Here is a 13,968-nt window from a genome sequence, read left to right on the forward strand (position 1 = left end):
TTGCGGCGCCGAGCAGCAGCCCACAGCGCAAATGCTTGATGCCGCGCTACCGTGGAAAAAGCTTTAACTTCAAGCCGCTTTTGGAACGTCGACTACAGATCGGGTAGAGACTGGTCGGCCTCGCCCCAGCCGGTGAGCGCGCGTGAGGCGGCACGGTCGAGCAGTTCAGCGGCGTCCCGAATGGTGTAGCGCTTCGCACTCTCCAAATCGCGCAACTCGCTCCAGGTTACCGGAGCGGCGACCGGCGCATCTTCCCGCGCCCGGGCGACATAAGGGAGCACTGCAGTCGCGCCACGCTGGTTGCGCAGATAGTCGATGAAGATTTTACCCTTGCGGGTGACTTTCTTGAGGTTGGCGGTGTACCGGTCGGGCTCGGCCTGGGCGAGCGCTCGGGCGAAGCGTTCGGCAAAGGAGCGGACTGCGGGCCAATCGGCCTGAGGCACCAGCGGGACGACGACGTGAACACCCTTGCCGCCGGAGAGCAGCGGCCAGCTGGTGAGGCCGATATCGGCAAGGTGGCCCTTCAGTTCCTCAGCAGCCTTCTTGACCTGCGTGAAGTCGAGCCCCTCGTCGGGATCAAGATCGAACACGAGGCGATCAGGCCGCTCGATGTCGGCTACCGGCGCCCCCCAGCCGTGGAACTCGATCGTGCCCATCTGCACGCAAGCCATCATACCGTCGACGTCGTCGACATAGAGATAGGGCTGCGTGCTGCCGTCCTTTTCACGAACTTGGACATGGTGGACGTCGTCGCCAAAGCTGCCGGCGTCATGCTTCTGGAAGAAGCAATGTTTCGCCCGGCCCTGGGGACAGCGGACGAGGCTGATCGGGCGGTTGCCGAGCCAGCGCAGCGCAGCGGGGGCTATGGCCTGGTAGTAGTCCGCGAGCTCGCCCTTGGTGAGGCCGGACTCGGGGTAGATCACGCGTTCGCGGCTGCTGATCTTGATGTGCGTTTCGGGCGCGGCTGGCAGCGCCGTGGGCGTTTCCGGCACCACGTCCTTGGCCTGTTTGTCTTCGCGCAGGCCAAGGAAGCTGCCGTGGCGCACAACATTTTCGGCGGTGAACTCGGTAAAGGCGACTTCGGCGACAAGCTGCGGCTTGAGCCAATGCGCGCCGCGTGCTTCGGCCTTGGGAACGGCGGTTGCTGGCTCGTCCGCCTTGATCCGGTCGAAGCGCTCGCGCAAGTCGTGAAGCGTTTGCGTGCTGAAGCCCGTGCCGACCTTGCCGGCGTACCGCAGGCCGTCGGTCCCATTGAGGCCGAGCAGCAGCGAACGGAAGCCGCGGCCTTTGGCGGTCGAGGGCGTCCAGCCGATGATCACGAATTCCTGGCGCTGGATGCACTTCACCTTGAGCCAGGACTTGGTGCGGGTGCCGCGATAAGGCGCGTCGGCACGCTTGGAAACGATGCCCTCATATCCTTGGTCGCACATCGTCTTGAAGAGCTTCTCGCCGTTGCCGATGATGTGCTCGGAGAATTGGATGCGTGGATCTGCCCCCTCGACGACGGCCCGCAGCCGCTCCTTGCGTGCGAGTTGCGGAAGCGCGGTGACGTCGCCGCCCCCGGCGAGCAAATCGAAGGCGAACAGTGTCAGGTCGTGGCCCCCGGCGGAGATCGCTTCCTGAAGCGTCGAAAAGTCAGGCTTGCCGTTCTTGAATGCGACAATCTCACCATCGAGCAGCGTGCCAGGTGGGAGCGTGGCGGCGGCTTCGGCAATGCCGGGGAACTTCTCGGTCCAATCTAGCCCGGAGCGGGTGTAAATTTTAACAGCGTTGGTGCCGGTGGCCACCAGGGCGCGGTAGCCGTCATATTTCACCTCGTGGAGCCAAGCGGTGCCGGTGGGAACGGTGTCGACCAGGGTGGCGAGTTGAGGAGCGCTAAAGGGGGGGGCTTTCGCCTTCTTAGAACCTCCCCCGGAGGGGGTGGGAGACCGTCCGGAGGACCGTGGATGGAAATCCGCCATAGGTGATTCGCTTGGGGCGATTACCCCTCCACCACCCGCGGCGCCGGCGCGTGCCCTCCCCCTCTGAGGGAGGTTCTTTTTGAGGACTTTCTTCGCCTCGGCGATTTCCTGCATGGTGCGGCCGGTGTGGACGCTGGTCAGACCGGTTTCAACAAGGAGGTCGGTGGCCCCGGCGAAGCCATCGTTTATTTTGCGGAGCAGCCAGTTTTCGTTCTTTTCCTTCGCGCGAGGCTTGAGGCGGATGAGGAGCCATTCGCCCTTCATCCGCTCTCCATCGAGGCGGAAATGCAGGTGGCCCTGTTCCAGGTCTTTAGCCGACTTGCCCTCGATCGGCTCCCAGAAGCCATCGTCCCATAGCATGACCGTGCCGCCACCATATTCGCCCTTGGGGATCGTGCCCTCGAAATCGGCATAGGACAGCGGATGATCCTCGGTACGGACGGCCAGGCGCTTTTCATTGGGATCGAGGCTAGGGCCGCGAGTGACGGCCCAGCTTTTCAGGACGCCGTCGACTTCGAGGCGGAAGTCCCAATGCAGGCGCGTAGCGTCGTGCTTCTGGACGATGAAGCGGTTGCCACCGGTGGGTGCGACCGTGCCAGCGGGTTCGGCGGTCTTCGCGAAGTCGCGCTTGGCGTTGTATTTGGCGAGGGGGTCGAGCTTGGCCATCCAAGTTACGCGCGCTTGCGGGCCGGCGCTTTTTTGGCCGCGCTGCTGCGGCTGCCGGCACGTGGTGCAGCGGGCTTGTCATTGGCAGCTTTGGGCGTGCTCTTCTTGGCCGGGGTCTTCTTGACGTCCGGGTCCTTGGCGGCGCCGGGCTTCTCGAGCGACTTCTTGAGCGCGGCCATCAGGTCGACCACGTTGGAGCCGCGGCTTGGCGCAGCGTCGCTCTCATCCTCAAGGATCTTCTTGCCCTTGGCTTTTTTCTTTCGCTCGATCAGGTCCTTGAGGGCGTCGACATAGCGATCGTGGAACTCCTGCGGATCGAACTTCGACGCCTTCTTGTCGATGAGCGTGGTTGCGAGATCGAGTAGCTCCGGGTCGGGTTCGGCATCGGGGATGTCGCGAAAATAGCCCTGCGCCTTGTTGACCTCATCAGCGTAGCGCAGGGTTTCGAGCACCAACCCACGCCCGCACGGCTTCAGGCTGACCACATATTCGCGGCCGCGCATGGCAAGCTGGCCGAGCCCGACCTTGCGGCTGCGGCGTAGTGCTTCGCGAAGGACGATGAAGGCTTCTTCGGCGAGGTCGTCGGCGGGCACGACGAAATAGGGCTTTTCGTAATAGAGCACATCGATTTCGTCGGCGTCGACGAACTGCGTGAGTTCCAGGGTCTTCTTGGACTCGAGTTTCACTGCGTCGATCTCTTCCTGTTCGAGCAGGACATATTCGCCCTTCTCGACCTCGAAGCCCTTGACGATCTCATCGACGTCGACTGCGCCGATGCCGGGCGCGACCTTTTCATATTTGATGCGCTTGCCGCTGGGTTCGTGGATCTGGTGGAAGCTGATCTGCGCGCCGGATTTGGTGGCGGAATAGATTTCGACCGGGATCGAGACCAGCGCCAGCCGTATCTGTCCTTGCCAATAGGCGCGCGCGGCCATGATCGCTCTCCATCGTTGCGAGGCCGATTCAAAGCGCGAGGAAGGGAGTCGTTCCCACTGCTGATCCTCGCCCTGACGGAGGAGGATTGACGACGCCCCTCCCCGTTCCAAAGAGGATTGTGTATGGGCGTGCCATGACCGACCCCATCAGCCTGTTCGACGCCTGGTTTGCCGAGGCGCAGGCGAGCGAACCCAATGACCCGAACGCTATGGCATTGGCGACGGTGGACGGGCGTGGGCAGCCTTCCGTGCGGATGGTGCTGCTAAAGGGCCATGGCCCGGACGGCTTCGTATTCTACACCAACGGCGAGAGCCGCAAGGCCGCGGACCTTGCCGCCAGCCCGCGTGCGGCGCTGCTTTTCCACTGGAAGTCGCTGCGGCGGCAGGTGCGCATCGAGGGGCCCGTGTCGCAGGTCAGCGACGCCGAGTCGGACGCCTATTTCGCCAGCCGCGGCCGCGACTCTCAGCTAGGCGCCTGGGCTTCGGACCAGTCCCGGCCGCTGGATGCACGCGAGAGATTCGAAGCGCGCTTTGCCGAGACGCAGGCGCGGTTCGACGGCGCCGACGTGCCACGTCCCCCGCATTGGGGCGGTTGGCGTGTGAACCCGGAGCAGATCGAACTGTGGCAGGACCGCGCGCACCGTCTGCATGAGCGGCGGCTGTTCGTGCGCAGCAACGCAGGGTGGCGCGAAGGGCTGCTATTCCCGTGAACGCGCCCGTCCAGATCAACGCGCCCACCCGCAAGCGGAGCCTGCTGAGCGAGACGACCGCGCGCGCCGCGATCGCAAGCGCAACCACCGCCATCCTGTTGCTGATCATGAAAGCCATTGCCGCGTGGCAAACGAGTTCGGTCGCGCTGCTGGGCAGTCTGGCGGACTCGAGCCTGGACGTGCTGGCGTCGCTGGTGACGCTATATGGCGTGCGGTTGGCGGCGACGCCGGCGGACCATGACCACCGCTTTGGCCATGGCAAGGCCGAGGCGTTGGCCGCGCTGTTCCAGGTGGCGTTGATAACTGCCTCTGCCCTGGCGATCGCCTGGCGCGCAGTGCAGTCGCTGGAGCGCGACACGCCGGTGTCCGATCCGGGGCTAGGTATTGCGGTGTCGGTGGTGGCGATCGTCGCGACGCTGATTTTGGTATCGTACCAGAAGCGCATCATCGCTGAGACCGGATCGGTGGCGATCCAGGCGGACAGCCTCCATTATCAGGGTGATATCCTGCTTAACCTGTCGGTCATCCTGGCGCTGGTGCTGGAGCGCTATCTGGCGCTTGCCGGGGCGGACGCAGTGTTCGGCATTGTCATCGCGCTTTGGCTCGGCTGGGGCGCATTCAAGGCTTCGGCCGAGGCGATCGACCAATTGATGGACAAGGAATGGCCCGAAGCGGAGCGGTCGCGTTTCATCGAAGTGGCAATCGGCAATCCAGATGTGCGGGGCATCCACGACTTCCGCACCCGGCGATCGGGCGATCACGCCTTTGCGCAGTTCCACATGGTGGTGGCGCGCGACATGAGCGTCGCCGAGGCGCACGACGTTGTCGAGGAGGTGGAGGATGCGTTACACGCCGCCTTCCCGCGCACCGAAGTGCTGATCCATCTTGATCCCGAAGGCCATGTCGATACCGACAACCCGCTGGTCGAACAGGACGTCACTCCCCACTGGTTCCGGAAGCGCTGATGCCTACCCTGCCCTTTGCCCAGATCGATGCATTTGCCGACCGGCCTTTCGCCGGCAATCCCGCAGCGGTGGTGCCGCTCGACACGTGGCTGGACGATGCCGTGCTCCAGGCCATAGCGGCAGAGAACAACCTGTCGGAGACCGCCTTCTTCGTGCCAGACTCCAGCGGGCAAACCGATTTCGAGCTGCGCTGGTTCACGCCGGCGGTGGAAGTGAAACTATGCGGGCATGCGACACTGGCGAGCGGCCACTACCTGCTGTCGGCCGACGGCGCGCGTGAGCGGGTAACGTTTCGGACCCGCCAGTCAGGGATGCTGGAAGTCGCGCGCGATGGCGAGGGCTATTCCATGGCGCTGCCAGCCTATCCACCCGCCCCTGCCGAGATGCCTGGGCTGCTCGCAGCGCTGGGCGTGGAGGGCGAGACGTTGCGCCACCCGCGCGGATATGACCTAACCGTGGTGGAAAACGCCACCATCGTGCGCGGGCTGGCGCCCGATTTCGCCGCACTGGCGGCGCTGGGAGACACGCTCAACATCGTCACTGCGCCCGGTGATGGCGGAGTGGACGTCGTCAGCCGCGTGTTCGCGCCGGCGGTGGGGCTGGACGAGGATCCGGTCACCGGATCAGCGCATGCGGTGCTCGCGCCGTATTGGGCGAAGCGGCTAGGGCGGGAACGGTTCTCGGCGTTCCAGGCAAGCGCGCGCGGCGGCCGTGTCGAGTGCCGTATCGAGGACGAGCGCGTGGTGCTGGGCGGGACGTGCGTGACGGTGATCGAAGGCCGGTTGTTCTTGTGAATACATCCTCCGCCGAAGGCGGATGCATTCAGGCCAGCGCCAGTTCCGCGCGCTCGGTTTGCTGGATCCAGCCACCGCCGAGCACGCGATCGCCGGCGTAGAGCACCGCAGCCTGCCCAGGGGCGACGCCATATTCGGGGAGTTCGAAGGTCACGCGGTCATGCTCAAGGCGCGCGGGCACGGGCTTGGCGAGGCTGCGGACTTTGACGGTCATTTCGCCGTGATAGTCTCCCGCGAGCCAGTTGATGTTGTCGATGCGCGCGGTGCGCACGGCAAGCGCGCGCTTGGGGCCCACGATCACCTGGCGCGACGCCGAGTCTAAGCGGAGGACGTAGTAAGGCTCGGCGGCGCCGCCTATCTCCAGGCCGCGGCGTTGGCCGACGGTGAAGTGGATCAGCCCCTTGTGCTGGCCGAGCACTCGGCCCGCCTCATCTACGATATCGCCGCTGGTTTCCACCTCAGGGCGCAGCTTCTTGACCAAGCTGGCATAGTCCCGGTCGGGAACGAAGCAGATATCTTGGCTGTCGGGCTTCGCGGCGACGCCCAGGCCGAGCTCGGCGGCGAGTTCGCGCACCTGCGCCTTGGGCATGCCACCCAAGGGGAAGCGCAGGAAATCGAGCTGTGCGGCCGTGGTGGCGAAAAGGAAATAGCTCTGGTCCCGCGCCGGATCGATCGCGCGGTGCAGCTCGGGGCCATATGCGCCTTCGACCCGGCGGACATAATGGCCAGTGGCCAGGCAATCGGCACCCAGATCGCGAGCGAGCGCGAACAGGTCCGTGAATTTGGGCCCCATGTTGCACTTTACGCAAGGGATCGGGGTGCGCCCGGCGAGATATTCGTCGGCGAAATCGTCGATCACCGTCTCGCGGAAGCTCGACGCGTGGTCGAAGACATAATGCGCGATGCCCAGCTTATCGCACACCGCGCGCGCGTCGCGGATGTCGCGGCCGGCGCAGCACGAGCCGACGCGGCCCACCGCCTCGCCATGATCATATAGCTGAAGGGTGACACCGATGGTCTCCGCACCGCTCGCCGCGGCGAGCCCGGCAACAACCGAGGAATCGACGCCGCCAGACATGGCGACCACGATGCGCCGCGCCTTAAGCGGCTGCGAAAGCTGGAAATCGGCGGGGGTCATTGCCGGCTTCCATAAGCTTTTGTGCCGGAATGATCCAGCCGCAGCCGTCCTCCACCAATTCGAAACTCAGGTTAAGCGACGGTGTGCATCATCTTTACGGCACTTTCATGCCCTGGCGCTAAAGCCGACTGCCCAACGACGTCGCACCGGAAACCCATCCCCTTGGACCTAAGCTTTGCCAGAATGGATCGAGACGTGGCGGTCACAGCCATGCCGACCCAGTTGGCGGTGCTGCTGGTGGGCATGGCGGCGCGGCAGGCGGCAAGCCCCACGGCACGGGTGCAGGCGCGGATCGGCATGGCAGCGGCGGCCGTGACGCTGCTCGCCCCCCGCCATGGGTGCTTTCACCGTGCAGCGGCGTGGGCGCTAAGGGCCGAAAGCAAGAATGAAGACGGCGTTAACCTTGGCGTTTTAGCCGATGTTCAAGCACCGGCGGATAGCAAGGCATCGCGAGTTGCGTAGCTGGGGCAGAAGCCCCGAAGAGGCACAGAAATGATTGAGAACCAGAAGATCCGTCCGGCAAAGGTCATCGGGCCGCTCGGCGAGCCGCTGACCCTCGACACGCTGCCCCCGCCCTCCACGACCCGTTGGGTCGTGCGGCGCAAGGCCGAAGTCGTCGCGGCCGTTAATGGCGGATTGCTGAGCGTGGACGAAGTCTGCGAACGCTATAGCCTGACCGTGGAGGAATTCGCCGGATGGCAACGCGCAATCGACCGTTCGGGCATGCCCGGGCTTCGCGTAACGCGCATTCAGCACTACCGCTCGCTGTACGACCGCCAACAGAAGTTCTGAAGCGGCCGCTGCCGTCCCTTACCTTGTGGGCCCAAGCGGCTCGCCTCTCACAGAGGCGGGCTGCTTTTCTTTGCGTCACAGGTTGACAAGCGGAAAGTTCCGCGCGTGCGCTGAAATATCGTGACGGAACCAATATGAGTATCCGCGAATTTTCCCTTACGTCTGCCCGGCCCGCCGGGCTCATAAAGGAGGGACTAGTCATGGGTCTTATTGTTTGGCTCGTCATCGGCGGTGTTGTCGGTTGGCTCGCGAGTATCGTCATGCGTACCGACGCGTCGCAGGGCATTTTCCTGAACGTGGTTGTCGGCATCGTTGGCGCGTTCATTGCCAGCCTGTTGTTCGGTTCCGGCATCAACGAGGGCGTCACCCTGATGACGTTCCTGACCTCGCTGGTGGGTGCGATCATCCTCCTGGCGATCGTCAATCTGGTGCGTCGCGGCGCAGTCCGCTAAGCACGGACACCAAAGAAAAAGGGGCCGTCCCGGTGGGCGGCCCCTTTTTCGTGCCCGTAGTCGTTTGCTGGGCAGCAGCGCGGCCCAGCGACAGCAACGCGGCAGGTGACGCCGGCTATTTCAACAGGAAGCGCACCGACACGTTGGCCGTGATCTCCCGCTCGCCCGGCAGAACCTGCGTATCTGCGGGCGCAAAGGTCATGCGGCGCACACCGCTGACGACGATTTCCGGCGCTACGCCTGCACCGCTCTCCGCGATGGAAAGAATTCGATCGACCCGCAGCCCGGCGGCACGGGCATAGAGTTCCGCGCGCGCGCGCGCCTTCTTTACGGCGTCCGTTCGCGCCTCATCCGTCGCTGCCTCGGGCTTTTCCACCGTAAGGTTAGGGCCAGAGACATTGTTAGCCCCCTGAAGCACCAGCGTGTCGAGAATCGTACCGCTTTTCGCCACGTCGCGGAAGCGGACGGTGAGCTGGTTGGATGCTTGATAGCCCGTAATCACCGGGGGCTGGTTATCTTCATTGCGGTAGACCGGGTTCAGCGAAACGACTGCGGTCTGAAGGTCGCGCTCCGCAATCCCCGAACTACGAAGCGCGGCGATCACATTCGCCATGCGCGCGCCGTTCGCCTGCATTGCCGCTGCGGCGGTCGCGGCCTGGGTGATCACGCCGGCTTGGATTACCGCCAGATCGGGCACGCGCGTCGCGCTGCCCTCCGCCGCGATGTCGAGCAGTGTGCCATCGGGCAGGATGACGGGACGAATTTCCTGGGCGGCAGCTGGAAGCGCCGACGCGCCGGCAAGTGCGGTTGCGAGCAGTAAGTGGCGAATCATGCGGCAATCTCCCTGTAGAATTTGATGTTGCATGGTTCGTGCCGGGGCCGAACCGAATGGAGGATGAACGGCTTCAGCTTGTAAAGCCCTGCCAATCCAGCGACGCGTAGAGCGCAGCATCAACTTGCGTCTGCGGCCGCTCCGTCACTCCATTATTGCATACAGCGACGCGGGCACTTGCGGAAAACCACCGTTGGAGGCAAGCCATGCACGGGGCGACAAACGGCACTTGTAGGTGGTGCCTTATTCAGATAATACAGTTCTGCATAAGCGGGGGCGGCCTGTGGCCGTGTGGGTGCGCACATGAACTATGAGGGTAGGATGTTCGGACGGCAGCAGGATCAGCTGGAGTATACGGGCGAAGAGACGCCGCGGCGCAGCCGACGGTGGATCTGGATCCTGGGCATCACGATCCTGGTGATCGGAGCGATTGCCGCCTTTGCCATGGTTCGAGGCGGCGACGCCGCGAAGAAGGACGCCTCCCAGGCAGCCGCCGCGCCCAAGGGCGGATCGCAGAACCCTACCGTGACCGTAGCTGTGCCGGGCAAGACCACCCTGCAGACGGTGGTGACCGGTACCGGCAGCCTCGCCGCGCGCCGCGAAATGCCGGTGGGCGTCGCCGGCGAAGGCGGCATCGTCACGCGCGTGCTGGTGGAGCCGGGCAGCTGGGTCGGCGCAGGCCAAGTGCTGGCGACCGTTGACCGGTCGGTGCAGACCCAGACCGCGGACTCGCTGGCCGCATCGATACGCGTCGCGCAGGCGGACCTTCGGCTTGCCCAGGCCGAACTCGACCGCGCCCAGCGGCTGGTCGCCAACGGTTTTATTTCCAAGGCCGATATCGACCGAAAGACCGCCGCGCGCGACCAGGCCCAGGCCCGGCTTCGCGTGTCGCAGGCACAGTTCTCTGAAACCCAGGCGCGCAACCGCCGTCTCGACATTCGTGCGCCGGCCGCCGGGCTGGTGCTGACGCGCCAAGTCGAGCCTGGCCAGATCGTCAGCTCCGGCTCGGGCGTCCTGTTCCGCATGGCGATGGGCGGACAGATGGAACTGCGCACGCAACTCGCCGAGACCGATCTCCAGAAGCTCCACGCGGGTGTACGTGCCGAAGTGACGCCGACCGGCACCACCAAGACCTTCCCCGGGGAAGTATGGCAGGTGTCGCCCGTCATTGATCCGCAGACGCGCCAAGGCATCGCGCGGATCGCACTGAAATATGATCCGGCGCTGCGTCCGGGCGGCTTCGCCAGTGCGCGCATAATCGCCGGTGGCGTAACTGCCGTCGTGCTGCCGCAGTCGGCGGTGCAGAGCGACAATCAGGGCAATTACGTGTACACGCTGAACGCCGACAACGCGGCGGTGCGGGTTCCGGTCACCACCGGCGACGTGACCGAGCAGGGCGTGGCGATTACGGGCGGCCTTTCGGGCAATGAACGCGTGGTGCTGACCGCTGGCGCCTTCCTCAACCCCGGCCAGAAGGTGATCCCGAACCTTCAGAAGCTGAACTAAAGGCGACGCTGCCATGAGCTTCCGGAACATCTCGGCCTGGGCGATCCGCAACCCGGTGCCGCCCATTGTGCTGTTCATCGCCCTGACCATCGCAGGGCTGGTCAGCTTCGCGCGGATGGATGTGAACAACGACCCCGACATCGACTTTCCGATCGTGTGGATCCAGATCGGCCAGCCAGGCGCAGCGCCAAGCGAGCTGGAGAACCAGATCACGCAAAAAGTGGAATCGGCGGTCCGCAGCCTTCAGGGCATCGACGAGATCAATTCCACCGTGCAGGAAGGCAGCACCCAGACCGTCGTCCAGCTGGCGATCGGCACCCCTATCGACCGGGCAGTGGAGGATGTGCGCTCAGCCATCCAGCAAATCCGGGGCGATTTGCCCGACGGCATTCTGGAACCCCAGGTCGGCCGCGTCGACACCGCCAGCGACAACGACATCGCCAGCTTCACCGCGCTCGCCACCGACATGACGGTGGAGGAGCTCAGCTGGTACATCGACAATCAAGTGGCAAAGGAGCTGCTGTCGGTCGCCGGGCTGAGCTCGGTCGATCGCAATGGCGGCGTTAACCGCGAGATCCGCGTGATTCTGGACCCGGCCAAACTGCAGGGCGTCGGGCTGACCGCCAGCCAGGTCAACCAGCAGCTGCGCCAAGTGAACATGAACGCCGCCGGCGGCCGTGCCGAGATTTCGGGCTTTGAGCAATCGGTACGCGTGATCGGCAATGCGACCAGCGCCTATGCGCTCAGCCAGTCGCAAATTTCGACGGGCGCCGGCCGTACCGTGCGGTTGGCTGACATTGCGACCGTCAAGGACGCCTATGCCGAGCAACGCAGCGCCGCCGAGTATAACAGTCAGCCGGTGATCTCGTTCGACATCAAGCGCGCAAAGGGTGCGTCGGACGTCGAAGTGTTTCACGCCGCTGAGAAGAAGCTGGAGGAGCTGCAGAAGCGCAATCCGAAGGTGAAGTTCGAGCTGCTCAACAACAATTCAAAATATGCCGAGGAGCAGTTCCACACTGCCATGATGGCAATGGTGGAAGGCGCGGTGCTGGCGGTCATCGTCGTATTCCTGTTCCTGCGCGACTGGCGCGCGACGCTGATCTCGGCGCTCGCCATCCCGCTATCGGCGATCCCCAGCTTCTGGTTCATGGACATGCTCGGCTTCACGCTGAACCAGATGACGCTGCTGGCATTAAGCCTGGTGGCGGGCGTGCTGGTCGACGACGCCATCGTGGAGATCGAGAACATCGTGCGCCACATGCGCATGGGCAAATCGGCCTACCAGGCCTCGATAGACGCGGCGGACGAGATCGGCGTCGCCGTGCTGGCCACCACGATGTCCATCGTCGCGGTGTTCCTGCCGGTCGGGCTGATGCCGGGCATTTCGGGTCAGTTCTTCAAGAACTTCGGGCTGACGGTCGTCGCCTCGGTGCTGATGAGTTTGGCGGTGGCGCGATTACTGACGCCGATGATCGCGGCGTATTTCCTCAAGGCTCATGGAGAGGCGACCCACGGCGAAGGCATGCTGATGAACGGGTACATCAAGCTGCTGCGCTGGACGTTGCTGCACCGCTGGTCAGTGGTGGTGGCATTCATCGTGGCATTCGGCGCGACCATCGCCTGCTTTGCGATGCTGCCCATGACGTTCCAGCCCGCGCAGGACCAGGAAAGCGTGACGGCGACTATCGAGATGGTGCCGGGCACGCCGCTGGCCGACACGCACCGGGTGGTGACTCAGGTCGCCGACCTGCTCAAGGCCGAGCCTGGCGTCACCAGTGTCTATGCCCGCAGCTTTGTGGGCAATGGCCGGGTGACCGCGAACCTTAAGGAAGACCGCACAGAGACCTCCACCGCGTTCGAGAAGCGGCTGGCGCCCAAGCTAGTCGCCATTCCCGACGCGCGGGTGAACTTCCGCTCGCAGTTTGGCTGGGGATCGTCGGGCCGTGACTTGACCGTGACGCTGGGCGGCGAGGATCCCGCGCTGCTCAACGAGACCGCCAACAAGCTGGTCAAGGAAATGGGCGGCATGAAGGAAGTGGTGGCGCCGCGCGTCGCCGGCGACCTTCAGCGCCCGGAAATCGTGATCAAGCCGCGCCTCGACCTGGCGGCCAACCTGGGCGTGACGACGGCGGCGCTGTCGAGCGCGATACGTATCGCGACTCTGGGCGACATCGACCAGAACAGCGCAAAGTTCTCCCTGTCCGATCGGCAGATCCCAATCCGTGTCGCCCTCAACCAGGATGCTCGAGCCCGGCTGTCGACGATCCAGAACATGCCGGTGCAGACCCAGACCGGCGGTTCGGTGCCACTGTCGGTGGTTGCAGATATCAGCTTTGGCGCGGGGCCGACCAAGGTCGAGCGGCTGAACCTGCAACGCCGGCTGGTGGTTGGCGCTGACCTGGCGATGAACCCGGAAACGGGCAAGCCGTACGTCAACAACGAAGTGATGCAGAAGATCAACCAACTGCCGACCATGAAGAACCTGCCGGTCGGCGTCGGGCAGATGACGGTGGGCCAGGCCAAATGGCAGGCGGAGATGCTCAACAATTTCTTCGTCGCGCTCGCCTCGGGCATCTTCCTGGTCTTTGCGGTGCTGGTGCTGCTGTATCGCCGCTTCATGTCACCGCTGGTGAACATGGGATCGCTGCTGCTGGCGCCGCTGGGCGGGCTGATCGCGCTGATGATGACGGGCAACCCGCTGTCGCTGCCGGTGTTCATCGGCATCCTGATGCTGTTCGGCATCGTCGCCAAAAACTCGATCCTGCTCATCGATTTCGCCCTGGAAGAGATGGAGAAGGGCGTGCGCAAGTTCGACGCGATCCTGGACGCTGGTCACAAGCGCGCCCAGCCAATCGTTATGACGACTGTGGCGATGGTCGCGGGCATGGTGCCCACCGCCTTGTCACTTGACGGCGATAGCAGCTGGCGCGCGCCGATGGGCATCGTCGTGATCGGCGGGCTGATCGTGTCAACCATCCTGACGCTGGTGATCGTGCCGGGCATCTTCAGCCTAGCGGTGGGCCTGGAGCAGTGGCTGGGACCACGGTTGGGCAAGCGGCTGCTGACCTACCGCCCCGGCGACGACGGCAAGCTGATCGGCACCCATGGCGGCTTGATCGACCACAAGCCGGGGGACGCGCCGCAACCTGCGGAATGAACTTGCCGGCAGTTCGCGTATTGGGGAGCGGGTGAGACCATCATCCGCTCCCCTTTCCGT

The 13,968-nt window shown here is 64.3% G+C and carries 12 protein-coding genes; 8 read left to right on the top strand and 4 right to left on the bottom strand.

Going from position 1 to position 13,968, the window contains the following annotated elements:
• Positions 1-92: 92 nt before the first annotated feature.
• Both ligD and ku read right to left on the bottom strand, forming a co-directional pair.
• Positions 93-2,627 (bottom strand): DNA ligase D, encoded by a 2,535-nt coding sequence (gene ligD / locus FHT02_RS12390; protein WP_184088022.1) that lies wholly within the window; start codon positions 2,625-2,627, stop codon positions 93-95.
• A 5-nt stretch (positions 2,628-2,632) separates the two neighbouring features.
• Positions 2,633-3,562, bottom strand: a complete 930-nt coding sequence (gene ku / locus FHT02_RS12395; protein WP_184088024.1) for a non-homologous end joining protein Ku — start codon at positions 3,560-3,562, stop codon at positions 2,633-2,635.
• 134 nt (positions 3,563-3,696) lie between these two features.
• On the opposite strand from ku, the gene pdxH reads away from it, so the two are divergent.
• The 3 genes from pdxH to FHT02_RS12410 are packed head-to-tail and all read left to right on the top strand — an operon-like array spanning position 3,697 to position 6,031.
• Positions 3,697-4,272: a pyridoxamine 5'-phosphate oxidase gene (gene pdxH, locus FHT02_RS12400; RefSeq protein WP_184088026.1), complete on the top strand. Its 576-nt coding sequence runs from the start codon at positions 3,697-3,699 to the stop codon at positions 4,270-4,272.
• A gap of 44 nt (positions 4,273-4,316) precedes the next feature.
• Positions 4,317-5,237, top strand: a complete 921-nt coding sequence (locus FHT02_RS12405; RefSeq protein WP_425506439.1) for a cation diffusion facilitator family transporter — start codon at positions 4,317-4,319, stop codon at positions 5,235-5,237.
• Complete coding sequence (locus FHT02_RS12410) at positions 5,237-6,031, top strand: PhzF family phenazine biosynthesis protein (RefSeq protein WP_184088028.1); 795 nt, start codon at positions 5,237-5,239, stop codon at positions 6,029-6,031. Before FHT02_RS12405 ends, FHT02_RS12410 begins: the two co-directional genes overlap by 1 nt.
• Positions 6,032-6,059: 28 nt before the next feature.
• Here the strand turns inward: FHT02_RS12410 and mnmA are convergent, their stop codons facing one another.
• Positions 6,060-7,169, bottom strand: coding sequence for a tRNA 2-thiouridine(34) synthase MnmA (gene mnmA, locus FHT02_RS12415; protein WP_184088030.1), 1,110 nt, complete (start codon positions 7,167-7,169; stop codon positions 6,060-6,062).
• A gap of 210 nt (positions 7,170-7,379) precedes the next feature.
• Here mnmA and FHT02_RS12420 point away from each other — a divergent pair, with 210 nt between their 5' ends.
• The 3 genes from FHT02_RS12420 (at position 7,380) to FHT02_RS12430 (ending at position 8,413) form a co-directional block, all read left to right on the top strand.
• On the top strand, positions 7,380-7,631 hold the full coding sequence (locus tag FHT02_RS12420) for a hypothetical protein (protein WP_184088303.1): 252 nt from the start codon (positions 7,380-7,382) through the stop codon (positions 7,629-7,631).
• A 30-nt stretch (positions 7,632-7,661) separates the two neighbouring features.
• Positions 7,662-7,961 (top strand): CtrA inhibitor SciP, encoded by a 300-nt coding sequence (gene sciP / locus FHT02_RS12425; protein ID WP_184088032.1) that lies wholly within the window; start codon positions 7,662-7,664, stop codon positions 7,959-7,961.
• A 200-nt stretch (positions 7,962-8,161) separates the two neighbouring features.
• The gene (locus FHT02_RS12430; RefSeq protein WP_184088034.1) at positions 8,162-8,413 is read left to right on the top strand and encodes a GlsB/YeaQ/YmgE family stress response membrane protein; all 252 of its coding nucleotides are present in this window, start codon (positions 8,162-8,164) and stop codon (positions 8,411-8,413) included.
• A 115-nt stretch (positions 8,414-8,528) separates the two neighbouring features.
• Here the strand turns inward: FHT02_RS12430 and FHT02_RS12435 are convergent, their stop codons facing one another.
• Positions 8,529-9,245, bottom strand: a complete 717-nt coding sequence (locus FHT02_RS12435) for an SIMPL domain-containing protein (protein WP_184088036.1) — start codon at positions 9,243-9,245, stop codon at positions 8,529-8,531.
• A 303-nt stretch (positions 9,246-9,548) separates the two neighbouring features.
• Between FHT02_RS12435 and FHT02_RS12440 the strand changes: the two genes are divergently transcribed.
• Positions 9,549-10,751: an efflux RND transporter periplasmic adaptor subunit gene (locus tag FHT02_RS12440; protein ID WP_184088038.1), complete on the top strand. Its 1,203-nt coding sequence runs from the start codon at positions 9,549-9,551 to the stop codon at positions 10,749-10,751.
• A gap of 13 nt (positions 10,752-10,764) precedes the next feature.
• Entirely contained in the window at positions 10,765-13,908 is a 3,144-nt protein-coding gene (locus tag FHT02_RS12445) for an efflux RND transporter permease subunit (protein ID WP_184088040.1), read from the top strand.
• Positions 13,909-13,968: the final 60 nt, after the last annotated feature.

Source organism: Sphingomonas xinjiangensis, from assembly GCF_014199255.1.
Taxonomy (GTDB): Bacteria; Pseudomonadota; Alphaproteobacteria; order Sphingomonadales; family Sphingomonadaceae; genus Sphingomonas; species Sphingomonas xinjiangensis.